Genomic DNA, 22,903 nt, shown 5'->3' on the forward strand with positions numbered 1-22,903 from the left:
GCTTTGATTGACGTTGATGTATTATTGAGAGAACTATCACCCGGGCAACCATGCGGTGAAGATTTAGAATATGACGCGAATTATGGCGCATTAGAACGCGCCACTCGCGGCAAACCAGAACAGGTCTTTGGTAATACCATTGTGCCTGCTGAAGCGCCAGATTGGGCGCAAGTACAGCGATTGGCGCTGGCACTTTTTGAGCGCACTAAAGATTTACGCGTCGCTGCGTATCTCACTCAGGCGTTAATTCGTACACAGGGTTGGAGCGGATTTCGTGATGGTTTAACGATTATTCACGGCTTATTGGTTCAGTATTGGGAATTGCTCTATCCGCTGCTTGATCCTGATGATGATAATGACCCAACGTCGCGGATTAATACGCTCGTGACGCTGTGCGACCAAGAAATGACGCTTGATGGATTGCGCTTTGCACCATTGGTTAATGCACGGGGAGTTGGCAGTTTTAATTTGCGGGATTGGCAAATCGCCAATAAAGAAATTGCACCACCTAAAGATGCACCCGCACCAGAATTAAATGTGATTGAAGCCGCCTTTCAACAGGTTGAATTTTCAGCGTTGCAAATGACCGCTGAAGCAATTGGGCAATCGCGCAAGATAATAGCGGAGATGGAGGCGCTATTATTAGAGCGCGTGGGCGTGGGCGCTGCACCTGATATGATGGCATTGAGCAGTTTAATGAAAGAAGCGGAGAAGGTAATTGCTGCGCCATTGGCACAACGTCCAGAGCACGCAGCAGAATTGGCAATTGAAGCTGAGTTAGAATTGGTAACGTTGCCAGATGAGGTTGCGGTGAATCATCAAATTGCAGTTGCGGCTCCCTTGAGTGCAATTAATAATCGCACAGAAGTGCTGCGTGCATTAGACTCGCTTTGCGATTATTATCAGCGGCAAGAGCCGTCTAGTCCGGTTCCGTTGTTTTTGCATCGCGCCAAGCGGTTAGTGAATAAAGATTTTATGGCAATTTTGCAGGACTTAGCTCCAGATGGTTTGTCACAGGTCGAGATCATTCGTGGTTTCGATGATGACTCTAATTCGTGAACCGCTAAAGGAAAAATACTGTGGCACAAATTAGTCAGAAGTTCGTTGTAAGAAATCGCGCTCCGCGTGTGCAGATTGAATACGATATTGAGTTACACGGCGCAGAAAAAAAGGTTCAGCTTCCATTTATTGTGGGCGTGATGGCTGATTTATCTGGTAAACCTGCCGAAGCCTTGCTACCGGTGACTGATCGCAAGTTTTTAGAAATTGATATTGATCATTTCGATGATCACCTCAAGGCGATAAAGCCACGCACTGCATTTCAAGTTCCGAATACATTAACTGGTGAAGGGAATTTGAGCGTTGATATTACTTTTGAGAGCATGGATGACTTCTTGCCTGCGGCGATTGCGCGTAAAGTTGGCGCATTAAATAAACTACTGCGAGCGCGGGAACAGTTATCTAATTTATTGAGTGATATGGATGGGAAAACTGGTGCTGAGGAGTTAATTGCCAAAGCATTACAAAACCCTGCACTGCTGCAATCGTTGGCTTCTGCACCCAAGCCGCAGGACGATGCCGCATCAACGCCAATTGAGGGTTAAAGCGTGGCTGACTCTGAATTTCAAAAACAAACTCAAGTGGGCGCAACGATTTTTGAGCCTAATGATTTCAGTGCGCTATTAGAAAAGGAATTTCGTCCGAAATCAGAACGGGCAAAAGAAGCAATCACTGAGGCAATAAAAACCTTAGCGGAACAGGCGCTTGCTGGTTCGGTGACGACATCTGCTAATGTTGTCAATACCATCAGTTCAATGATTGCTGAGATTGATAAAAAACTGAGTGAACAGGTGAATTTAATTCTGCATCACCCTGAATTTCAACAATTGGAAGGAGCATGGCGCGGTCTGCATTACATGGTCAATAATACTGAGACCGATGAAATGCTCAAGATTCGGGTGATGAACATTTCTAAGAAAGAAGTGCATAAAACCTTGAAGAAATTCAAGGGCACGGCGTGGGATCAAAGCCCGTTATTTAAGCGGATGTATGAAGAAGAATACGGGCAATTTGGTGGTGAACCCTTCGGTTGTTTAATCGGCGATTATCATTTTGATCACAATCCGCCGGATGTTGAATTCCTCAGCGAGATTTCAAAAGTGTGTGCAGCAATGCACGCGCCATTTATTGCTGGCACCGATCCCAGTGTGATGCAAATGGATTCTTGGAGTGAATTGACGAATCCGCGTGATTTAACTAAGATTTTCCAAACGCCAGAATACGCAGCCTGGCGTTCGCTGCGTGAATCCGATGATGCGCGTTATATTGGTTTGACGATGCCGCGCTTTCTCGCTCGTTTGCCCTATGGCGTAAAAACGAATCCGGTTGATGAATTCGATTTTGAAGAAGATACCGACGGTGCTAATCATAACAAATACAGTTGGGCCAATTCTGCGTATGCAATGGCGACCAATATCAATCGCTCATTCAAATTGTACGGCTGGTGTTCGCGAATTTACGGAATTGAATCCGGCGGCGCAGTAGAAGGTTTGCCAACGCACACTTTTCCGACTGATGACGGCGGGGTTGATATGAAATGCCCGACCGAAATTGCAATTAGCGACCGGCGCGAAGCTGAATTAGCTAAAAGTGGATTCATGTCGCTGATTCATAAAAAGAACTCGGATTTTACCGCATTCATCGGGGCACAATCATTGCAAAAACCGTTTGAATACGATGATCCAGACGCAACTGCAAATGCGAATCTCGCAGCGCGATTGCCATATTTATTTGCGACTTGCCGGTTTGCGCATTATTTGAAATGTATCGTCCGCGATAAGATTGGTTCATTCAAAGAACGCGACGATATGCAGCGTTGGCTCAACGATTGGATTTTGAATTACGTTGATGGCGATCCAGTGCACTCGGGTGAAATTACTAAAGCCAAGCGTCCGTTGGCTGCCGCTGAAGTTATAGTGGAAGAAGTAGAAGGTAATCCTGGTTATTACACATCTAAGTTTTTCTTGCGTCCACACTATCAGCTTGAAGGATTAACTGTTTCATTGCGTTTGGTTTCAAAGTTACCGTCGGCGAAAGGAGGTTAAGTGAAATTCCATCATCGATTTATTCGATACGATGGCGGTATGTCGGTATGGCGATTGGCGCACTTATGATACGAAAGTGTGTGATTTTATTAATCAACTGAAATGAGCAGTGAAGCAATGGCTGTTGACATGTTTATCAAGATCACGGGCATCACTGGTGAGGCTCAAGATAAAACACACAAAAATGAGATTGATGTTCTTGCTTGGTCTTGGGGTCGCAGTCGTTTCAAGGTTATCGGCTGTTGCAGGAATACTTCGCCTTTCCAGAGCGTTATTTGTTTATTGATTTCACCGGGCTGGCGGACGCAGTGCGGCGCTGTACGACGACGGAATTAGATGTGATCGTTTTACTGGATTAAGGCGGCGTGTTTGAAGAAAATGCGTTTGATGCCAGCTATTTCGCGCTGCATTGCACGACGGCAATCAATCTGTTTCCCCCTTTGAAAAAGGGGCGGGGGATTTGCTTTGCGCGAGGTCTGCAAATCACGTTACTGCTTGATCCAGCGGCATTTGAAGGCAGCGGCGTCTTTCTGCTCGGCGCAGTGCTGGAGCAATTTTTCGCCAAATATGTCTCGGTCAACTCGTTCACCGAGACCATCGTCACAACCCCAGATCACGGCGAGGTGATGCGATGGCCAGCGCGGATCGGACGCCGTCACACCTGTTAACGCTGCTGCGGACGCTGCACGACGCACCGCATCGGTTTGATTTTTTGCAGGTGCTGCGGCAATTGGAATGTGCATATCGCCAGCAACCTCGGCTCGGACAAACCACGCGCCCGGCGCAAGAAGCGCTGCGGCTAACGCAGCAACCCTCATTGAGTTTTGCACCTTCCACGCTGGCATCTTTTCAATTAGAAAATGACACACATCCCGCTCGGATGGCGGTTTATTTTCTCGGTTTATTCGGCCCCAATGGCCCGTTGCCGCTGCATTTAAGTGAATATGCCCGCGACCGCCAACGCAATTCAAATGATGCCACTTTTGTTCATTTTGCTGATGTTTTTCATCATCGCATTTTAACGTTATTTTATCGCGCTTGGGCGAATTCGCGCCCAACTGTCAATTTTGATCGCCCCGAAACCGACCGCTTTAGTATTTATCTTGGCGCATTATTCGGGCAAGGAATGCCAACGTATTGCGAGCGCGACGCGCTGCCGGATTTAGCCAAACGTCATTACGCCGGACGTTTCGCTGCCCAAACCCGTCATCCCGAAGGATTGGTTGCAATTTTAACTGACTTTTTGCAATTGCCAATTCGCATTGAAGAATTCGTTGGACATTGGCTACCATTGCCACGCGAATCACAATGGCAACTCGGCATTTCACCCGATACTGGCAGTTTGGGATGCAGCACCATTGTTGGCTCACGCATTTGGGATCGCCAATATAAATTTCGCATTCATATCGGTCCGCTCAAGCGCGTTGAATATCAGCGGTTATTGCCGGGTGGCGATAGTTTGCCGCGAGTGATTGCCATTGTGCGCAATTATTTAGGCGATGAATTGGATTGGGATATTCAATTGATTTTACAACGAGAAGAAACGCCACCGCTGCAACTGGGAATTCAAAGTCAATTAGGCTGGACAACTTGGCTCACCAGTCGCACTCCCGCACATGATCCGGCGGATTTACAATTGCAACCGCTGCATTGGTAAGCAACGCCATGAATGCAGACCACCACCTTGCCGGCAACCTGTTTACGCAACTGCTTATTCCAGAAACAGGTGAACTATTTACAACGCTATTGCATCACTCTTGTGTGCGCATTGAACGCATCATTAGCAGCGATACTCCAGAATCACAGTTATACGACCAAGCGCAGGATGAATGGGTTTGTTTACTACAGGGCACGGCGCAATTATGGTTAGCTGGCGCTGAAGTGACATTGACCGCTGGCGATTATTATTTCATTCCTGCCCACACTCCGCATCGCGTTTTATCGACATCAACGACGCCGCCTTGCTTGTGGTTAGCCGTGCATATTCACGCTACCAATACCAGTTTTTTATCCAATGAATGATGAAGCATGACCAGTCGCACCAGTTTATTTTTAGTTGTTAGTCTCTTTGTTATTAGCAGTAACGGGATTTTTGTTTGGATAAACTATCAAGCAGAACGGAGTCGCTTTCAATCGTTTTTAGAAGAAAAATCGCAATATCTTGGCAGATTATTTGAAGCGACGTTAGAAGATACTGCATTGCGAATGCAACAAACGGCTGCATATATTGCTTCAGTTCCTGAAATACAACAGACCTTTTATGCAGGTCGTCAAGCAGTGATAGCAGAGGGTGGTGGCGGTGGTGGAATGCAGGCGCAATTAGCACGTTGTAAATTGTTAATGCTGGTATCTAATCCTTGGGAAGAATTGCAACGGCTATATGATACCCGTCAACTGCATTTCCAATTCGGTACTGCCGCTACTTCATTTTTGCGCGTGGAACAGCCAGATGAATTTGGCGATGATCTTGCTGATGTCCGCTTTACGATTCAAGATGCACTGCGTTTAGAAAAACCAACGCTTGGTTTTGAATGTGGGCGGGCACTGTGTGGTATTCGTGGTGTAGTGCCGGTAAAAATGAGTGATCCGGCTGCAACCGAAAAAGTATTACAAATTGGTGTATTAGAAGCGGGCACTTCTTATCAATCCTTATTGACGCTAGTTGAAAAATCTAGTCTGGCGCATTTTGCAGTGTTATTAACGCTTGATCATCTTCGTGAAACCATGTGGCCGCACCATCTCACAAATTATGTTGCTAATAATCCGGCAATTGATGGCTATTTAGTAGAAGCGAGTTTACATCAAAGAACGCATACACTCTTAAATGATGCGTGCGTACAAGCAATTGTGCATCATTTTAGCGTGAGTTGGTGTCATATTGATCAAAGCGATATTGCTTTGGCAGCGTTTCCATTACGCGATTATCGCGGTCAAAATGATCTGAAAAGAGCGCCAGTAGGCGTCATTTTGAGTTGGTATGATGTTACCAATGACATTAAACAATTAAAACAAGACTTATACACCAATATCTTTTACGCTGTCGCTGTATTGATAGTGATTGAAATTTTACTGTTTTTTACATTTCGCACCATTACGCGCAAATCCTAGTCACGCTGCGAGTGTATCGCTAACGCACTCTGATGATGGATTGCCTCCCTTGTAAAATGACCACATGACACCATTGCTATACAATGCTGGCTAAAGTGCGGTAGAGCAGTGATGCAGATAAAAAGCAGAGCCGCGCTATTGATTTATGCGCGGTTGTCACCATCTCCATAATCGTAAAAGATGGGTTGATGTGATTAACAACATGAGGATAAACGGATGGCAATCAGTGTTCCGCTTGATAACGAAGGCTTTTTATTGAACCGCGACGATTGGAGTGAAGAGATCGCTATAGAACTGGTACGCAGCGATGATTTTGAGATGACAGAACAGGTGATGACATTCATTCGTGAAGCGCGGGCGATGTATGAAGAAGATGGCGTGGTGCCACCAATTCGTATCTTTGCAAAAAAGCAAAAGGTATCAACCAAAGACCTGTATGACATTTTCAAAAAAGGACCGATGAAGCTCATTTGTAAGTGGGGCGGATTACCAAAACCCACTGGGTGCGTGTAATTCGGTTAGGCAGATTTTAATCCCGGTGCGGCAGAATAGCTTTCTCTTCATGCCGGGATATTTTTAATTGAATACGCTGGGTTGTCAGAGTAACCGCTGACAATAACCATTAAATACGCAGTATTTTAACTATAATTAAAGAGCGGCTTTTGCCAGTATTCTTTACTAATCAGCGTCAAGGCTATCATTACCGCGATTTCCTATTTTCGCAAGATGGAAAAATAGCAAAAAGTGCCGGTATTGAATACCGCGAACGCCCCTTTTCTGCGATTGCCCGTCGCCGCTTTCATCTGTGGTTGGCGCTAGTGCTTTTTAGCACCGTTTTTGGAATTCCATTATTAGCTGCGGTCGGTTTACAGCAGTGGTTACTGTGGATTGTGATGCCTATTATTGGAATGGCGTATTGGTTACATCGGCGTATTCACGCTTGCCCACGCTGCGGTCGGGCGTCGCAACAACTCAAAACGCCACACATGGGCGCACCGGTGCTGTACTTGTGTTCACGTTGTCGCACGTTTTTTGCGCATGGAGAAATTGACGGCGGCTTACCTTGGAAGTGACTGTTGATTAACCTTTTTTGTACAACATTTCACAATTAAAATACGCACTACTATTAAAAGTCTGCGCCATTTTTTAAGCACTGTGCTTCACAAAATTTCAGTTAAATCCGCACCGTTAATACGGTGCTGCATGTAGTCGGAAGTGATTTTTCTGCCAATACTGTGGCAATCTGCTTGTCTTATTTGGCAAGAGTGTGGAAAATCCACCGCCATCCTATGACATATCACGCGAGATCATCAATGCTTACCCCGCAACAACTGTTATATCCGTTTACCTTGCCACTCCGATTGGTGCCGAGTGTCATGCACAGTCGTGCGTTGGCCGCCATTCTTAATCAAGTAATGAAAGATGCCATTTTAGAAGGTGATCTGGATTTTTTACAGGGACGGCAGGTTGCAATTGAAATTGATGATCTTGGAGTGCGTTATTTATTGGGTTTGACGAATGGACGCATTCAAGGTCATGGCAATGAAGCGCCAGCAGATGCGACGATTGCAGGCGGAGTGCGGGAGTTTTTATTATTAGCAGCGCGGCGTGAAGACGCAGATACGCTCTTTTTTCAGCGGCGGTTGCGCATGTCTGGTGATACTGAATTGGGATTGTATTTGAAAAACTTTTTTGATGCGTTTGAACCACCAGCGCGGTGGTTGCCATTAACGCAGGCATTAGAGCGGGTGGCAAGTTTACGGTTCCCGGGCGCTAAATAACTGTCTTTTATTCTGCTGTGTTAATTAAAAAAAACCGCTGCTTATAGGACATAAGCAGCGGCTTTTTAATTGATGCAAAACGCGATTTAGCGGATATTCTCCGGTTCATCGTTTTGCAAATAGGCTTCTTCTTCTGGAGTTAAATCTACTTCATCAAAACCGTTAATCATGGGCATCACATGCGATTTGAATGAATGACCTGTGGTGAGCATATACACATGAATCATCACAAACATCAGAATGGTAAATGCCGCTCCGGTGTGTACTAATGCTACTCCATCTAACCATAGCGTCGCATGGGGTAAATCCCGCCAGACAAAGTAGAATAGATAAATCAAGCCCGATCCCCAAATTAAGGGAAAGAGCACGATTTTAAGCATTAAATACGTCAGGGCTTGCAGTGGATTGTGTTTACGCCAAAATGCTTTGCGATAAGGGTGATGTTCGCCCTTAAAGATGCCGAGAATGTAAAAGCGCAACACGCCCCACATTCCTTTAACCGTAGGGATAAAATGTCGCCAGTGACGAGTAGTGAACAGCCAGAAAATACTGAATGCCCACAGCAATAACAAAGCAAAGGCGGCAAGGGTATGTAAGGTGACGGCGATTTCAAAATCTAGGAGATGATGAAAGCCATGAATGCCAAATCCGGTAATCATCAACAAGACAATTAACAGCATCTGTGACCAGTGCCAGAATCGTTCAAACAGCGTGAAAATTTTAACGCGCCGAATAGCCATTAGTGTTGTGCTCCTCTTGAGGAAAACAGGCGAATTAAGGCATGGCTAATGATGCCAATGAGAGTGCCCAATACCGCCAAGACTCCAATTAAATCTACCCATTGATTGCTATCACGTCCCGGCAAGTACAATCCTTCAACTCCTTGTAAACGTCCATCTTTTGCGTGACAACTTTCGCAAGAAAGAGAGTCTTCTTTTGGTGCAACCATGTGGGTAATGGGCCAATAGGAAAGCGTTTCTACAAAACCATATTGACCAGAATAAGGTAGCCCAAATTCTTTCATGCCATGCGCAATGGCTTTCCCCATATCATAATTGCCCCAATAAGAATCGCTGTCTTCACCCCATAAATGGGCATAAACCAAGGTGCCATTACCAATATCAGCCGGCAACCACGTCCGCATCTGTTTGAATGGCCAAATGCGCGAATGTCCGTCATCACGCGAGCCATTAAAATCATTCACGGCAACTGGTTTAGTGACATCAAACTTGGTATCAATGGTGGTGTAGTTCATTTGCCCATTAAACCAGCGATATAGCGGCACTAAATTCTCAGCATAAACGAAAGTGCCTTTAATGGATTTGTAGGTATAGCGATGTTCACCATTGCCTTGCGTATATCCATGCTCATGATAGCCTTCACCATTACGGGTGCGACCAGCGGTGCGCCAATCCCAATCGGTCATGGTCGCGACGCCACCGCGTGCGAATTCAGGAATATGGCAGGTTTGACATGCAACGCTGGAAATATGGTCATTGCGTTTGAATGCAGCAAGTGAATCAACCGGATGCGGTTTTAAGCCATGACAGGATTCACAAGTTGCTACATCGCGGCGTTGTCCCGGTTTTCCTGCGCCTTTATGGTCTTTCGCATCCATGCGATACCGACTGCCCGCCCAAACGTGTTGTTTGGTGACATGACAGGCAGTGCAAGCGAAATTCAAACCATCAATACCCATGTGTACATCTAATTGACGCGGTGGATTTTTTAATGCGGAAGATAAATCGCCATGTTTTACATTATCGCCACCACCGCCATTAAAATGACAGGCACCGCAATTGGCACGTTGTGGCAAATCAACACTCTGTGCAACCAGTGATAAATCAATTGCTGGCTTGCCTTCAAACATCACAGAACAGGCGGGACTGCCGGCGCTGTTTGGCGTTTTATAATAGGTGCCAGTCGTATCGTGACAGACTAAACAATCAATGTTGGTTTCATCTTTGAAATCAAAATTTTCATCTTTCCAACCATATCCAGCATGGCATTGAGCGCACATGCCTTCATTGCCCCGCGCATTCGTACAAAAGTTATTGATGAGATGTTTTTTGCCGAGCATTTGTCCAGTGTCGGGATTGCGCCATTCCCAAGTCCAATGGATGTTTTTCATAAAATGCTTGCCAGTTTCTGTATGGCAACTGAGGCAGGCTTTGGTCACTTCTGGTCCAGAAGCAAAGGGCTTTTTCAAGACCTCAAATTTCGTGTGATCGGCAGTGCCGCCCGTGAGCGGACCGGAAATTTGCACTGGCGCAGGCTGCACCGTTGCCGGTGGAGTCGGCCAATTATCCGTTGCCATCAGTGCCGAGTGAATACATAACCCCATCAATAATAAAAGAATTTTTCCAAGCGGTCGCATAACGCCCTCCAAATTGTGCTGCTATAACCTAGCGATGAAACACGCAGATGTGCAGCAGCATCCTGCGAGAAGTTCGTCACAGTTTCCATGACGTGCGGCAAGCGCGATGCGGAATGACAAGTGCAAAGATCACTTGACGCGATGCAGCTTGATTCGGACACTTAGCACAGTTTGAAAATATCACTGAATACTTAGAAATTGGAGACATCACGTGCTTGAACAAATTACCGAACGCCTGTTGTATGCCAGCCGCTGGTTATTAGCGCCGATTTATTTGGGATTATCGTTTACCTTAATGGCGATAGGAATCAAGTTTTTTATGAAGTCTATCACTTGCTCACGCATATCCTCACCATGAGTGAGTCGGATATGGTGCTGATCGTCTTGGCGCTTATTGATTTATCATTGGTTGCCAGTTTGGTCGTGATGGTGATGTTTTCTGGGTATGAAAATTTCGTTTCTCGGATCGACGTGCGCGAGGGTGACGATCAATTGGATTGGTTGGGAAAACTTGATTCCAGCACCTTAAAATTGAAGGTGGCGGCATCCATCGTGGCGATTTCTTCCATTCATTTGTTGCAGGAATTTGTGAATGTCGTCAATGTGCCGAATGATAAACTGATGTGGTATGTCATCATTCATTTAACCTTTGTGGTCTCGGCAGTTTTGATGGGCATTTTAGATCGCATTGCGTTTTCATCCCACCGCAGTCCCGATCACAATGTGGCTCCCACTATTGCAACAGCGCAACGTCCGCCGCATTCGCATTAACGAATCGCAGCGACATAAAAAAACGCCGCTTAATGCGGCGTTTTTTAATCTCACTGTACGCAATGCTTATTTTTTATTGGTGTCCATATTCACCAACGTATAAGCAGGACAGGTGCGCAAATACGCAGTGCCAATCAACACCAATCCGACCAAACCAATCAGGTTGTGATCGATCAGACCGAATAAAATCACTGCGATGCCCGCACCAAAACGCACATTCCGATCCATTTCACCGATATTTTTAGGCATATTCATTCGTTTTAATCCCATTTAGAGTGAAGTAACAGTGATTGCGAACACGGCTGCAAACCGTGTGTCCGAAGTGTACGCGAATCTGGCGCTCAACTCCCTGACATTTGTGCATCACTGCGATGTGTTCTCTGTTGTCCACAGCGCCAGCAGTGCATCCAAATCATACTGATCCGTCCAATGCGCCAACGTCGCATACAGCGCCGCATCACGGTCTGCGAGCGTCTTGATGAGCGCGTTAATCTGCTCGAAATCTCCCAAATCAACCGCCTGCTTTAAGGCGCTGCGCCATGTGCCAGCACAATGATGCAACCGCTCCTGCACCACATCCGCTGCCAATAACACCGGCACTGGCGGCGCATATTCAGCGTAAATAAACCGCAGCGCGGCAAGCCGTTCCAAAATGCCAAACAATTCCTCAGCACGAAATGGTTTGCGGGCAAATTCATCGCAGCCGCAGGCAAGCATGTGCTGACGATCATCTTCAAAGGCGCTAGCGGTCAGCGCCACCACCACCGAGCGCACCGTGTCAGGACGTGCCGCCATGCGCAGTTTGATGTCGCGGGTCGCTTCCTCGCCCGACAGCACCGGCATCCGCATATCCATTAAAATCACCTGCGGCTGCCATTCTTCCCACAGATCAATCGCTTCCTGTCCGTTGCTCGCCTCGCGGAACTCCAGCACCGGCGGCTGCGGATTCAACGACTCCAGCAGCGCCCGCAGCGGTTCACGGTTATCGGCGAGATCATCGACGATCAGCACGCGGCACTTCGGCTGCCCCGGCATCAGCCCGATCACGGGACGAATGGGCATCATCACTGCCACTTCCGGCGCAGTGACTGCCGCCAGCGGTAACACAAACGCAAAACAGCTCCCCACGTCCGGCACACTCTCAACCCGCAACTGTCCACCCATCAGCCGCACCAATTGTTGGCTCAACGCCAAACCCAGCCCGGTACCACCCTGCACCCGGCGACCGCTTTCGGTCTGCGTAAAAGGATCAAAAATCCGCGCCAGCTCATTCGACGCAATCCCAATTCCAGTATCGTGAACGCTGAACTGAATCCCCGCCGCCACCGCCTCAACCCGCACCATCACCTGACCGGCGGGGGTGAATTTGACTGCGTTATTAACCAAATTGATCAGCACCTGCCGCAGCCGCAGCGCATCGCCGAGCACCTGCGGCGGCAATCCCGCCGTCTCCACGCTCAAGCGCAATCGCTGCTCGCGGGCGCGGGGTTGAAACAGGCTTTCAATTTCCGTCATCAAGCCAATTACATCGAACGGCGCATTGTGCAACTGTACGCGCCCAGCTTCGATTTTCGCCATGTCGAGAATGTCATCAATCAGCGTCAACAGGTGTTCGCCGCTACGCAAAATGGTGCGCAACTGTTTGCGCTGCGCCGTGCTAAAGCTGGCATCCCGCGCCAGCACCTGCGCAAAACCCAAAATCGCATTCAGCGGCGTGCGAATCTCGTGGCTCATATTGGCGAGAAACATCGACTTGGCACAGTTGGCTGCTTCCGCCTGCTGTTTCGCCACAATCAGCGCCAGCTCCGCCCGTTTCCGCTCGCGGATATCGCGGGTCACGCCGTGCAATTCCACCCGATCCAGCGGCACGTTATGCCAATAACTGGTGACGACTTCCGTCCAGACGGTCGTCCCATCTTTGCGCGGCTGCTCGATCTCATCGCAATAAAAATGCTCGGCAGGCATTTTCCCAACAAGCAGCGCCGCTGCCCGTTGGCGGACGAGCGCCTTCAATTGTTCGCCCATTTCCGGCATCAGTGCTGCATCCACCGGCGCGGCCATAATGTCATCCGCTGTGAAACCGCGCAGCGCCTCAACTGCCGGACTGACATACAGAAAACGCATGGTTGCGACATCGAGTGTCCACACCACGTCTTTGATGTTCTCGGTCAGAACGCGATATTTCTGCTCGCTCTCGCGCAGGGATTGTTCGCGCTGGGCGATGGCGGCAGCCATGGCGCGAAAATGAACATCAATATCCGCCAACTCTTTGAAACGATAGTTGATGTTGACGCTGTCGCCGATGGCGTTGCCGCGCTCTAAATCACGCATCTTGGCGGCAAAAGTGGCGATGGGGCGCGTAAACAGGCGATTTAAGTGCATGTTTTTGAACACCCGCACCAACAATGACACGCCGATAAACGTGACCAAAAAGATCAGCAGTGCATTGCGCTGGGTGTCGAGCACTTCGGTGGGAATCAGAGTCACGATCCGCGCTCCCAGCGCACCGGGTGCAGAAATCACGGGAATCCAGTGCCGTCCACCCGCAGTCAAGGTTCGATACGGCGAGGGCGGTTGTGTCCAGTGTTTGAGATCAAGGGCGAGAATGCGCAGCGTGGGATCGCTGGCGAGCATCACAAACCCGTCTTGCGCGACGAGCAGCACCGGAGTGCCGGAGTAACCGGAAAATTGCGTCAGAAAGTTCTGGACATAATCGAGATTAAGGCGTCCGAGATACAGATGATCGCCTGCCGCAATGTTGAGATAAATGCTTGGCAAATCATCTTCGTACCCGCGCATGATTTCAGAAAAATTGCCGCGTTCGCCGTTAGCTGCGAGATAGCGACTCAGTTTGCTAGTCGCAAAAGAAAAGCCGACAAAGGTTCTAATCTGTGAACCGGCTTTGTAAATTTGGGCAATGCGCAGGTCTTGATCTATCCGATAAATCTCTGAAAAAGTAGAAAACAGTGCAATCACCTTTGGCGTGCGTTCCGCATCCGGCAGTTTGATGAAAGATGCCAGCGCCGCCTGTGAGTCGTTAAGGTGTTGTTTCAAAAACAGATGCACTCTTGTGGCTTCGGCCAACCGCAAATCCAGATATTTCTGGTTCAATTTGGTCAAAGTGAACCACACGGCGAGAAACAAAATGATCGAAGTCAGTAGCAACGCCACTGCTTCTAGCAGCAGGTTGTAGCGTCCAAAGGAGAGGCGGTGCGGCAGTGTCATTTCAATTCGTTCCGTAAATCTCGAATGAAATAATAGGGTCGCGTCACATCGCCAAAGCGGTCAAAACTAATCGAACCCAAACTCGTGTGATGCGTTGGTGTGGACAGCAAATAGCGTTTGACGGTTTCCGGCGTGTCGTATCCCAGCGCAAATGCTTGATCGAGCAGCTCCAGCGCCTGCCGCACTTCAATCGTCATCGCGTGCGGTTTATAGCCAAAGCGAGCGGCGAAGCGATTGAAGTAGTGATCAATTTCCGTGTTTACTTCACGCGGCGGATAGGTGCTTGCCAAAATGATGTGGTCAATGGCGTCGCCAGCGGTTTCCAGAATGGCGGGAGAACGCGCCCAAGGTGTGAGCACAATCGGCGCGTCTGGGTGGAAATAATGAAAAAGCTGGGCGATGTTGCCGATGTCGCTTTGAAAACTGCCGCCAAGAATATAAAGCGCATCAAAGGGTTGCGCCATTAGCTGGCGCTCTTGTTCGGGATTAAATGCCGACATCAACATGGCGTGATGCTCAAGCTGCCAGTGGTTAACGGTGCTCAATTTAGCGGTAAAGGCGTTCAGCCCCGGCTCGGAATAAGCCAGATTGCCAGTGTCCTGCAACACCAACAGCCGCTTGCCCGGCAGCGTGTTGACATAATCCGCAATGGCGCGTTGCTCTTGAATGACATCAGGAACGATGCGCAAAATCCCGTCATCGCGCCCAGTCAGCACCGGCGTGGTTGACGAGGTGTTAATCAGCACTGCCTGCGTATCGGCGAACAGGTGCGCACTTTGCACTGCACAATTTGACGGATGCGTCGAGACAAAAAAACGAATGCCTCGCGCCAGCGCGGCTTGAACAGTCGCTGCCGTTTGTTCAGGTTGCCATTCGTCATCTACCGGAACCACGCGAATGCGGCTATGCGGATGTTCTTCCACAAATAAATCGCTTTCATGGATTTCGCTGGAACCGATGACTGCTCCCGATGCGATCCATGCAATCATTCCGACTTGAATTGGCGGCGCTGGACGCAATTGTAACCACGCCAATCCGCTGCTGATACTCAATAACGCCAACATGGTCAGCAATAACAAACTCTTTTTCATTCACTTAGCCCGATGTCAAGTATTTATTAGATTATTTTTATAGTGTATATTGAAAAGCGCGATCAAAACCAGAACTGCACACTAAAAGATAGGATAACTTTTTTTAAAATGGAGGTAAATGATGCGCGTACTGATTGTTGATGATGTCCCCGATAATGTGCGGATATTAAGCCGAATCGTAGTCAATGAAGGGCATCAGGTGTCCGCAGCAACGAGCGGACAATCGGCGCTTCGCTTGATTGAAAGCTGCGAACCAGATTTGATTTTGCTTGATGTCGTGATGCCAGAAATGGATGGTTATCAAGTCTGTACGACGCTGAAAGCGCATCCGCAATTTCGCGACATTCCGGTGATTTTTATTACCGGGCTGAATGATGTTGATGAAGAAGTACATGGGTTGGAACTGGGCGCGGTGGATTATATTATTAAACCGTTTAAAGAAGTAATCGTGCGAATGCGCGTGCGGACGCATTTGGAACTCAAGCGCCAGCACGACATTCTCAATCAGCTTTCGCATTTTGATGGCTTGACTGGCATTCCCAATCGCCGCGCTTTTGATGAACGGCTGGTGCAGGAATGGAAACGCGCTTGTCGTACAAATGACAGCCTCGCCGCAGTGATGATCGACATTGATTATTTCAAGCAATATAACGATGCCTATGGTCATCTCGTCGGTGATGATTGCCTGCAGCGTGTTGCTAAAGCATTGGCAAAACAGATGCAGCGCGGCAGTGATTTTATCGCTCGCTACGGCGGCGAAGAATTTGTTTGTTTATTGAGCGGTATTGATCACTCCGGTTTAGCGACGTTTGCCGAGCAATTGCGGTTGAGTGTTGCAGTGCTACAGATTCCACATTGCACTTCATCTGCTGCATTTTATGTCACGGTCAGTATTGGTGCGGTGCTATGCCAGCCGAGCATCAATACATCAGCAATTGATCTGATTGCACATACGGATTCTCAACTGTTTATGGCTAAAGACGGCGGGCGCAATCGCGTGAATCTCGCCACCATTAAATCCTGCTGACCGCACTGTTAAACCGCTTGATCGCAGTGATACTTGTATCATCTCGTTTTGAAAGCTGCGCCGTGCGCCGAGGATGTCGTTTATGTCCGCCAATTTACCCCCGCAATTGCAGTCACCAGCAGACCTGCACCCGCAGCGCCGCCGGATTTATAACCTGTTGGCATGGCTATGTTTTGGGCTGGGATTCATCGGCATGGTGGTGCCGCTGATGCCGACGACCGTATTTTGGATCGGCGCGGCGTGGCTGTGGCTGCGCAGTAATCCGCAGCGGGTGCGCTTTTTAGTTGAGCATCCGAGCATGGGCGCGTCTATCCGCAGCTTTTTAGAACACGGCGAAATTTGTCGCACCGGCAAAACGGCGGCGGTCAGCAGCATGGCGGGTAGTTATGTGCTGTGGTGGTGGTTGGTGCAACCGAGCGCCACCAGCGCCGCCATCGTCGCCGCCATTCTCGGCAGCGTCGCGGTGTGGATTGTCAGTCGTCCCACCCGTCGCCCGCATCCCGTTGCTGCGCCAGTCACCGTGACCTTGACGCCCAGCAAGCGCCAGCCACCTACTCTCTAAAACGATGCGTACTCTGTTATTGCTCGACAACGGCTCACGGCGGGCGGAATCAACGGTGATGCTGCGCCGTCTCGCTACGCAGCTCGCTGCCCGCTGCGGCGAAGCGGTGTTGCCCGTCTCGCTGCTGCATTCCGATCAGGTGCCGGTGGCGCAATTGGACGGGCAAGCGGCAGCCACACTTGCGCCGACGCTGCGGCAATTGTGCGCGGCTGGACAACGTGATTTTGTGTTGATTCCGCTGTTTTTTGGGGCGAGTCGGGCGCTCACCGAATTCATTCCGACTACGGCAGCGGAGGTCGCCGCTGACAGTGGTCATTTTCATTGGCAACTCGCGCCGACGCTCTGTCCGCTGCCGGCAGGCGAGCCGCTATTGGTGGACATCATGGCGGCACAGGTGGCAGATGCCGCTGCCGCGCTGGGATCATTAACGCCGCGAGTGGTGCTGGTCGATCACGGTTCACCAGTGCCGGCGGTGACGGCGGTGCGGCAGTGGATCAGCACCCAGTTGGCGCAGCGGTTGGGAATGACGGTGGCGCAGGCGGTGATGGAGCGCCGTGCTGGTGCGGCTTACGATTTCAACGGGATGCTGTTGGAAGAGTGGCTGCAACAACAGGCGGCAGTCGATGCGATCACGCCGGTGATTGTGGCGCTGTTATTTGTGGCTGCCGGTCGCCACGCCGGGGCAAATGGCGATCTGGCGACGCTCATCGCCCGCGTGACGGCGCAACATCCCGGCTGGCGCGTGGTGATGACGCCACTGGTTGGCAGTCATCCGCTGTTGGTGGACATCTTGCAACGCCGAATTCCCGCGCCAGCGTGACGTTGGCAATCAACGAACGTGCTGGCGCAACCACTCTCGTGCCGCCGCCGCATCCTCTTGAATTTGCTGTTGTAAAGCGGCGAGAGAGTCAAATCGCTGCTCATCGCGCAGCTTGTGGCAACATTCCACCGCCAGATGCCGCCCGTAAATCTGGGCATTAAAATCAAAGAGATGCACTTCCAGCCGGTCATCGCGTCCGCTGACGGTCGGGCGCGTGCCGATGTTGGCAACGCCAAGCTGCGGCATCGCGCCCAGCCCGTACACGCGCACCGCGTACACGCCGCGCAGCGGACTGACTTGACGATGTAAGTTGATGTTTGCAGTAGGAAAACCGAGCGTCTGCCCGCGTTGCTCGCCATAACCCACCCGCCCTTCAAACCGATACGGGCGTCCCAACAGATGCCGCGCTTGCGCCAAATCACCCAGCGCCAGCGCCGCTCGCACCCGTGTGCTGCTGATGCGAGCGTTGTTGTGCGTGATCGTGTGCAGATTATCCACCGCAAAGCCGGCATCTGCGCCCATCTGCTGCAATAACGTGTAATCGCCGCCGCGCTGGTGCCCAAAGCGAAAATCATCGCCGACCAGCAAAAAGCGCACGCCCAACCCTTCAATCAACAACCGCTGCACGAACTGCTCCGCCGCCAACGCCGCCAATTTCGGGTTAAATTCCAATAACATGACGCGCTCGATGCCGTTGTCACGCATCGCCGCGAGCTTCTCGCGCAGGCGGGTCAAACGCGCTGGCGCGGCAGCGGGGCGAAAAAACTCCAGCGGCTGCGGTTCAAACGTGATGACGGTGGCGGGCAAACCGAGGTCGCGCCCCCGCGCCAGTAAGCGTTTGAAAACGGCGCGATGGCCGAGATGCACGCCGTCAAAGTTGCCGATGGTGGCGACGCAGCCGTGATCGGCGGGGCGCAAATTATGTAATCCTCGAATCAGTCTCATAATTCTATTTCAAATAACTGGCAACGATGGTGGTAATTATTCTGGCAATAAATCAATTTGACGACTGGTGTTTATCGCTGGCGCATTAGCGAGTACCTCAAGATTCAATGGTAAATCTGCACGACACTGATCTTCAATCATTTCGCGCACGGTCACAATCTGAATACGCGGATAATCCCGCTGCAATAATGCGTGATGGTAGCGCCCCGCTGCCAATGCTTCATCGCGCATCGGCTTGGTTGGCTCTTCCAGCGTGATTAAAATCGCCATCACTGCTTGTTCTCGCAGGCGATCACTATTTAATGTCGCAATATCATTGCGCTGCACCTTGCCGGATTTTACTTGCAAAATCACTTTTTCAGTGCTCTGGTGTCCGCTGACAATATACGCAATGCCATCAATGCCTTTATTGGCACCTTTTTTATCGTTGATGATAGCGCGGTTTTTTGTATAAGTGAGCACCGCCCATTTTTCAAACTCTTTGCGCAGCCGATCATCCTTTTTATGCGCCAACGCTCGCGCTGCATCCATATCACGCGGAATGCCGTTTAACACAATCTGATTGACTGCGTCCGCACCGAAACTATCTTCTAACCGTCTTAAAATCAAGGCGATGCTTTGATAAGTGATGTCAATACCAATCCATTGTCGTTTCAAGCGATGCGCAACGGCAACGCTGGTGCCGCAGCCGCAATACGCATCCAACACCACGTCGCCTTCATTGCTGCTGGCGTGAATAATTCGCTCCAATAACGCTTCTGGCTTTTGTGTGGGATAGCCGAGGCGTTCACCGCCAAACGTGCCAATTTGCCCAATATCATTCCAAAGATTACTGACAGGAGCGCCTTTTTCTTCAACAAAATAATGTTTGTATACTGGATATTTTGACGTAGATGTTATTTTTGCTTCACCCGCTGCTAACAATGCGTTTAATCTTTCCGCCGACACTGTTTTTAACGGATTCCACTTAAATCGTCGTCCTTGTTCGTCTACTTTATCGTAGCGTTTTAACGCGCCCTGACTATAAGGTTTTGTCGCTTTATTAAACAGATATTCTGACGTTTTGCTGTACAATAAAATGCTATCCGTATTTGTTGGAAATCGCCGCGCTATTGCTTTACTGCTTCCCGAATTAAAAGTTCTCTCCCAAATGATTTCGTTCAAAAAATCTCCGCCGCGTGGACAAAAAATGCCATCCAAAATCAACTTCAAATAATGGCTGCATGTTGGATCACAATGCAGATAAAAACTGCCAGTTGGTTTTAATACCCGCCAAATCGCGTTAATTCGCTGCGTCATGCTGATAAGATACGCCAATAAACCACCAGTGCCTAATACGGCTTTTAAGCCTTTCATTAACTCAATGGTTTGCGTGGTGTAGTCATGTTGATTGGTGAGAATATCGGCGAAACCAGCATCAGCCAATTCGTTCCACGTCCAAGTATCAATAAATGCTTGCGCTTGTGCTGCGTCATCTTTACCGATGTTGTTATAAATCTGAAAGTAGTTGCGTTTAGAATTAAACGGCGGGTCGATATAACACAAATCAACAGATTTATCTTTGATTTTCTTGCGCAATACGTCCAAATTATCGCCATAAAACAATTGGTTCATCATTTTTTCCGCTGATTATGTCCGCATTTGTGCCGCACGATTTGCGCGACATTTTAACCAATACGCCCTGCACTGTATTGATTCGCACAGAATTGTGCGCCCGTGCCTGTCGCAATCCTCACAATTCACCCGCGCTTGCCCCACAAAAAACACGTTTTAACAACGACTTATCGCTAAAATTGGCGTTAGGCACAGCGTTTGCTTATTCCAACCGCAAGCGTTGTCAATTGCGCAAAACAGTTGGTTTGGTAGTGGCGGAGGCGGGTGATGACAATAACAGTATTGAATCAAGGTGGAAAAACCGCGCTCACGGGCTGCGCGGCGAGCAGTTGCGGCAGCAGTGCCGACGCACTTGCGCAATTGCCAGAAGCGCTGCGGGCGAAAATTAATAATCATCCGTGCTTTTCTGAAGATGCGCATCATCATTATGCGCGAATGCACGTTGCAGTTGCGCCTGCTTGTAACATTCAATGCCATTATTGCAATCGCAAATATGATTGTTCTAATGAATCGCGCCCCGGCGTTGTTTCCGAAGTATTAACGCCAGATCAAGCCGTTAAAAAAACGTTGGCAGTGGCGGCTGCAATTCCACAAATGACCGTGTTAGGAATTGCCGGCCCCGGCGATCCACTCGCTAATCCCGCTCGCACGTTTGCAACATTCCGCCAACTCACTGCTAAAGCGCCAGATATTAAACTGTGCGTGTCTACGAATGGTTTGGCATTGCCAGAAGTGATTGATGAGTTATGCCAACATAATATCGAACACGTCACGATTACCATCAATTGCGTTGATCCCGACATTGGTGCGCAGATTTATCCTTGGATTTTCTGGAATCATCGCCGTATTAAAGGACGCAAAGCCGCTGAGATTTTAATCGCGCAGCAGCAAAAAGGTCTGGAGTTATTGGTAGCGCGGGGCATTTTAGTGAAAGTGAATTCGGTGTTAATTCCCGGCATTAACGATGAACACTTAAAAGAAGTCAGCCGCATTGTGAAAGCCAAGGGCGCATTTTTGCATAACGTGATGCCGTTAATTTCCGAACCGGAACATGGCACCTTTTATGGTTTGACTGGGCAGCGCGGACCAACGTCAGCAGAATTACAAACGCTGCAAGATGCTTGCGCCGGTGATATGCGGATGATGCGCCACTGTCGCCAATGTCGCGCTGATGCAGTCGGAATGCTCGGTGAAGATCGCGGGCAAGAATTCACACTCGATAAAATTGAACAATTAGATGTTGATTACGCAGCGGCAATGGTGCAACGCGCTCAAGTTCACGCCGCAATTGAGGCGAAACGCGCAGCGCCTGCGCCAATCACGCCAACTGCGCCGCTCGTGACATTGAATCCGCAATTCCGCACATCCCGCCCGGTGTTAATGGCAGTGGCGAGTGGCGGTGGTGGTTTGGTGAATCAGCATTTTGGTGAAGCGAATGAGTTTTTGATTTATGAAGCGTCTAATCGCGGGGTGCGTTTAGTTGGAGCGCGAACTGCTGGACGTTATTGTCACGGCCCGGCGCAATGCGATGACAGCAGTGCGCAAAGATTTGCAAAAATTTTGCGGGTGCTTGCCGGTTGTGAGGTAGTTTTGTGTGCCAAAATTGGTTATGAACCTTGGCAACAATTAGAAGCGGCGGGGATTATTCCGAATAGTGAACACGCGCTCGAATCAATTGAAACGGCTGTGGCGGCGGTTTATCAAGAATTGAGCGCCAGCGGTCGTTTTAGTGTGGATTCAGTTGCCACGCAACGGCGTTCGGCGTAATTGTGGGAATTGACGATCATGGCTTTAACCATTATTGATGCGTGCGTGAATTGTTGGGCGTGTGAACCATTATGTCCGCAGCAGGCGATTCATGCCGCAAAACCGCATTTTTATATTGAGCCGACGCAGTGCAGCGAATGTGTCGGTGATTTTGCTGATCCGCAATGCGCCAGCATTTGTCCGGTTGAGGGCGCAATTGTTGATGCCGCTGGAGTGCCGTTAAATCCGCCGGGTTCATTAACTGGAATTACTCCAGAACGCATGACTGCGTTGCAATTAAAACGTCATGCACCGACGCCGCTGCATGTGATTGAATGACTGTTTTTTACAACCCACTGATAAATTGAGGAACGTTTAATTATGGCACTGGTGACTTTTTCTAATCCTGAACACAAGGATAAAACCGTGTATGCGGTTGCGGGCAGCCACACGGAAACGCTGCTGAAATTAGCCAAAGAGAATAAAATCGCAGTGAATCACGATTGCCAAGATGGTGAGTGTGGACATTGCGTGGTGCGCGTGACGAGTGTTGATAAGAAAACGCAGCGCATGGGTTATCATTTGACCGAGAAAGAACAAACGGTATTGCGGCAGTTGGGCAAATTAACCAAGGATGAGATTGATCAGTTATTGCTGGATGATTTGCCGAGTGAATGGCGGTTGGCCTGCCAGATGATTGTCCGCGATGAAGATATTTTAGTGGAGTATTGA

At 49.3% G+C, this 22,903-nt stretch carries 24 protein-coding genes and 2 pseudogenes; 19 read left to right on the forward strand and 7 right to left on the reverse strand.

The features are described from left to right. The first annotated feature begins 3 nt into the window (after positions 1-3). From tssA to ubiT, 12 genes and pseudogenes are all read left to right on the forward strand, one after another. Positions 4-1,059: a type VI secretion system protein TssA gene (gene tssA / locus CKO12_RS00440; protein WP_200152762.1), complete on the forward strand. Its 1,056-nt coding sequence runs from the start codon at positions 4-6 to the stop codon at positions 1,057-1,059. Positions 1,060-1,079: 20 nt separating this feature from the next. Continuing rightward, positions 1,080-1,604, forward strand: a complete 525-nt coding sequence (gene tssB, locus CKO12_RS00445; protein WP_200152763.1) for a type VI secretion system contractile sheath small subunit — start codon at positions 1,080-1,082, stop codon at positions 1,602-1,604. 3 nt (positions 1,605-1,607) lie between these two features. Next, positions 1,608-3,104, forward strand: a complete 1,497-nt coding sequence (gene tssC, locus CKO12_RS00450; protein ID WP_200152764.1) for a type VI secretion system contractile sheath large subunit — start codon at positions 1,608-1,610, stop codon at positions 3,102-3,104. A gap of 129 nt (positions 3,105-3,233) precedes the next feature. Beyond that, positions 3,234-3,287: pseudogene (locus CKO12_RS15090) on the forward strand (hypothetical protein); the annotation flags it as partial. Between the two features lie 20 nt (positions 3,288-3,307). Continuing rightward, positions 3,308-3,463 carry a type VI secretion system baseplate subunit TssF gene (locus CKO12_RS14795; protein WP_274599875.1) on the forward strand — a complete coding sequence of 52 codons (156 nt, stop codon included), beginning with the start codon at positions 3,308-3,310 and terminating at the stop codon, positions 3,461-3,463. A gap of 6 nt (positions 3,464-3,469) precedes the next feature. Then, positions 3,470-3,772, forward strand: coding sequence for a type VI secretion system baseplate subunit TssF (locus tag CKO12_RS00460; RefSeq protein WP_200152765.1), 303 nt, complete (start codon positions 3,470-3,472; stop codon positions 3,770-3,772). Beyond that, positions 3,736-4,761, forward strand: coding sequence for a type VI secretion system baseplate subunit TssG (tssG, locus tag CKO12_RS00465; RefSeq protein WP_200152766.1), 1,026 nt, complete (start codon positions 3,736-3,738; stop codon positions 4,759-4,761). The genes CKO12_RS00460 and tssG overlap by 37 nt, the downstream gene beginning before the upstream one ends. A gap of 8 nt (positions 4,762-4,769) precedes the next feature. Then, positions 4,770-5,126: a cupin domain-containing protein gene (locus CKO12_RS00470; RefSeq protein ID WP_200152767.1), complete on the forward strand. Its 357-nt coding sequence runs from the start codon at positions 4,770-4,772 to the stop codon at positions 5,124-5,126. Between the two features lie 6 nt (positions 5,127-5,132). Beyond that, on the forward strand, positions 5,133-6,212 hold the full coding sequence (locus tag CKO12_RS00475; RefSeq protein WP_200152768.1) for a cache domain-containing protein: 1,080 nt from the start codon (positions 5,133-5,135) through the stop codon (positions 6,210-6,212). A 216-nt stretch (positions 6,213-6,428) separates the two neighbouring features. Further along, entirely contained in the window at positions 6,429-6,725 is a 297-nt protein-coding gene (locus tag CKO12_RS00480) for a TusE/DsrC/DsvC family sulfur relay protein (protein ID WP_200152769.1), read from the forward strand. 149 nt (positions 6,726-6,874) lie between these two features. Continuing rightward, positions 6,875-7,285 carry a hypothetical protein gene (locus tag CKO12_RS00485; protein ID WP_200152770.1) on the forward strand — a complete coding sequence of 137 codons (411 nt, stop codon included), beginning with the start codon at positions 6,875-6,877 and terminating at the stop codon, positions 7,283-7,285. A 240-nt stretch (positions 7,286-7,525) separates the two neighbouring features. Then, positions 7,526-7,993, forward strand: coding sequence for a ubiquinone anaerobic biosynthesis accessory factor UbiT (ubiT, locus tag CKO12_RS00490; RefSeq protein ID WP_200152771.1), 468 nt, complete (start codon positions 7,526-7,528; stop codon positions 7,991-7,993). Positions 7,994-8,079: 86 nt separating this feature from the next. Here the strand turns inward: ubiT and CKO12_RS00495 are convergent, their stop codons facing one another. Both CKO12_RS00495 and CKO12_RS00500 read right to left on the reverse strand, forming a co-directional pair. Further along, positions 8,080-8,733 (reverse strand): cytochrome b/b6 domain-containing protein, encoded by a 654-nt coding sequence (locus tag CKO12_RS00495; RefSeq protein WP_200152772.1) that lies wholly within the window; start codon positions 8,731-8,733, stop codon positions 8,080-8,082. Then, positions 8,733-10,370, reverse strand: a complete 1,638-nt coding sequence (locus CKO12_RS00500; RefSeq protein WP_200152773.1) for a tetrathionate reductase family octaheme c-type cytochrome — start codon at positions 10,368-10,370, stop codon at positions 8,733-8,735. The genes CKO12_RS00495 and CKO12_RS00500 overlap by 1 nt, the downstream gene beginning before the upstream one ends. Positions 10,371-10,581: 211 nt before the next feature. Here CKO12_RS00500 and CKO12_RS00505 point away from each other — a divergent pair. Next, positions 10,582-11,141, forward strand: a pseudogene (locus tag CKO12_RS00505) (TIGR00645 family protein). A gap of 66 nt (positions 11,142-11,207) precedes the next feature. Here the strand turns inward: CKO12_RS00505 and CKO12_RS00510 are convergent. The 3 genes from CKO12_RS00510 to CKO12_RS00520 form a co-directional block, all read right to left on the reverse strand. Continuing rightward, a complete protein-coding gene (locus CKO12_RS00510) occupies positions 11,208-11,396 on the reverse strand; it encodes a YgaP family membrane protein (protein WP_200152774.1) in 189 nt (62 codons plus the stop codon). A gap of 108 nt (positions 11,397-11,504) precedes the next feature. After that, entirely contained in the window at positions 11,505-14,366 is a 2,862-nt protein-coding gene (locus CKO12_RS00515) for a hybrid sensor histidine kinase/response regulator (protein ID WP_200152775.1), read from the reverse strand. Then, on the reverse strand, positions 14,363-15,457 hold the full coding sequence (locus CKO12_RS00520; protein WP_242466128.1) for an ABC transporter substrate-binding protein: 1,095 nt from the start codon (positions 15,455-15,457) through the stop codon (positions 14,363-14,365). The genes CKO12_RS00515 and CKO12_RS00520 overlap by 4 nt, the downstream gene beginning before the upstream one ends. Before the next feature lie 118 nt (positions 15,458-15,575). Here CKO12_RS00520 and CKO12_RS00525 point away from each other — a divergent pair, with 118 nt between their 5' ends. From CKO12_RS00525 to CKO12_RS00535, 3 genes are all read left to right on the forward strand, one after another. Next, complete coding sequence (locus tag CKO12_RS00525) at positions 15,576-16,484, forward strand: diguanylate cyclase domain-containing protein (protein WP_242466129.1); 909 nt, start codon at positions 15,576-15,578, stop codon at positions 16,482-16,484. Between the two features lie 82 nt (positions 16,485-16,566). Further along, a complete protein-coding gene (locus tag CKO12_RS00530) occupies positions 16,567-17,046 on the forward strand; it encodes a YbaN family protein (protein ID WP_200152777.1) in 480 nt (159 codons plus the stop codon). Positions 17,047-17,050: 4 nt separating this feature from the next. Continuing rightward, a complete protein-coding gene (locus CKO12_RS00535) occupies positions 17,051-17,866 on the forward strand; it encodes a sirohydrochlorin chelatase (protein WP_200152778.1) in 816 nt (271 codons plus the stop codon). 9 nt (positions 17,867-17,875) lie between these two features. On the opposite strand, the gene ribF is transcribed toward CKO12_RS00535, so the two are convergent. Both ribF and CKO12_RS00545 read right to left on the reverse strand, forming a co-directional pair. Continuing rightward, positions 17,876-18,811: a bifunctional riboflavin kinase/FAD synthetase gene (gene ribF, locus CKO12_RS00540; RefSeq protein WP_200152779.1), complete on the reverse strand. Its 936-nt coding sequence runs from the start codon at positions 18,809-18,811 to the stop codon at positions 17,876-17,878. Positions 18,812-18,847: 36 nt separating this feature from the next. After that, the gene (locus CKO12_RS00545) at positions 18,848-20,428 is read right to left on the reverse strand and encodes a DNA methyltransferase (protein ID WP_207146192.1); all 1,581 of its coding nucleotides are present in this window, start codon (positions 20,426-20,428) and stop codon (positions 18,848-18,850) included. A gap of 264 nt (positions 20,429-20,692) precedes the next feature. On the opposite strand from CKO12_RS00545, the gene nifB reads away from it, so the two are divergent. The 3 genes from nifB to CKO12_RS00560 are packed head-to-tail and all read left to right on the forward strand — an operon-like array spanning position 20,693 to position 22,903. Continuing rightward, complete coding sequence (gene nifB / locus CKO12_RS00550) at positions 20,693-22,192, forward strand: nitrogenase cofactor biosynthesis protein NifB (RefSeq protein WP_200152781.1); 1,500 nt, start codon at positions 20,693-20,695, stop codon at positions 22,190-22,192. Positions 22,193-22,210: 18 nt separating this feature from the next. Continuing rightward, positions 22,211-22,510, forward strand: a complete 300-nt coding sequence (locus CKO12_RS00555) for a 4Fe-4S dicluster domain-containing protein (RefSeq protein ID WP_200152782.1) — start codon at positions 22,211-22,213, stop codon at positions 22,508-22,510. A 42-nt stretch (positions 22,511-22,552) separates the two neighbouring features. Continuing rightward, positions 22,553-22,903: a 2Fe-2S iron-sulfur cluster-binding protein gene (locus CKO12_RS00560; protein ID WP_200152783.1), complete on the forward strand. Its 351-nt coding sequence runs from the start codon at positions 22,553-22,555 to the stop codon at positions 22,901-22,903.

This window comes from Chromatium okenii (assembly GCF_016583745.1).
Lineage (GTDB): Bacteria > Pseudomonadota > Gammaproteobacteria > Chromatiales > Chromatiaceae > Chromatium > Chromatium okenii.

Excerpts from the sequence above, each read along its gene's own strand:
- tssG (WP_200152766.1), top strand. The coding sequence starts at position 3,736 with ATGGCCAGCGCGGATCGGACGCCGTCACACCTGTTAACGCTGCTGCGG.
- ribF (WP_200152779.1), bottom strand. The coding sequence starts at position 18,811 with ATGAGACTGATTCGAGGATTACATAATTTGCGCCCCGCCGATCACGGC.
- nifB (WP_200152781.1), top strand. The coding sequence starts at position 20,693 with ATGACAATAACAGTATTGAATCAAGGTGGAAAAACCGCGCTCACGGGC.
- CKO12_RS00475 (WP_200152768.1), top strand. The coding sequence starts at position 5,133 with ATGACCAGTCGCACCAGTTTATTTTTAGTTGTTAGTCTCTTTGTTATT.
- CKO12_RS00530 (WP_200152777.1), top strand. The coding sequence starts at position 16,567 with ATGTCCGCCAATTTACCCCCGCAATTGCAGTCACCAGCAGACCTGCAC.
- CKO12_RS00510 (WP_200152774.1), bottom strand. The coding sequence starts at position 11,396 with ATGAATATGCCTAAAAATATCGGTGAAATGGATCGGAATGTGCGTTTT.
- CKO12_RS00470 (WP_200152767.1), top strand. The coding sequence starts at position 4,770 with ATGAATGCAGACCACCACCTTGCCGGCAACCTGTTTACGCAACTGCTT.
- CKO12_RS00480 (WP_200152769.1), top strand. The coding sequence starts at position 6,429 with ATGGCAATCAGTGTTCCGCTTGATAACGAAGGCTTTTTATTGAACCGC.
- CKO12_RS00545 (WP_207146192.1), bottom strand. The coding sequence starts at position 20,428 with ATGATGAACCAATTGTTTTATGGCGATAATTTGGACGTATTGCGCAAG.
- CKO12_RS00520 (WP_242466128.1), bottom strand. The coding sequence starts at position 15,457 with ATGAAAAAGAGTTTGTTATTGCTGACCATGTTGGCGTTATTGAGTATC.
- CKO12_RS00560 (WP_200152783.1), top strand. The coding sequence starts at position 22,553 with ATGGCACTGGTGACTTTTTCTAATCCTGAACACAAGGATAAAACCGTG.
- CKO12_RS00495 (WP_200152772.1), bottom strand. The coding sequence starts at position 8,733 with ATGGCTATTCGGCGCGTTAAAATTTTCACGCTGTTTGAACGATTCTGG.
- ubiT (WP_200152771.1), top strand. The coding sequence starts at position 7,526 with ATGCTTACCCCGCAACAACTGTTATATCCGTTTACCTTGCCACTCCGA.
- CKO12_RS00525 (WP_242466129.1), top strand. The coding sequence starts at position 15,576 with ATGATGCGCGTACTGATTGTTGATGATGTCCCCGATAATGTGCGGATA.
- CKO12_RS00535 (WP_200152778.1), top strand. The coding sequence starts at position 17,051 with ATGCGTACTCTGTTATTGCTCGACAACGGCTCACGGCGGGCGGAATCA.
- CKO12_RS00555 (WP_200152782.1), top strand. The coding sequence starts at position 22,211 with ATGGCTTTAACCATTATTGATGCGTGCGTGAATTGTTGGGCGTGTGAA.
- CKO12_RS00515 (WP_200152775.1), bottom strand. The coding sequence starts at position 14,366 with ATGACACTGCCGCACCGCCTCTCCTTTGGACGCTACAACCTGCTGCTA.
- CKO12_RS00500 (WP_200152773.1), bottom strand. The coding sequence starts at position 10,370 with ATGCGACCGCTTGGAAAAATTCTTTTATTATTGATGGGGTTATGTATT.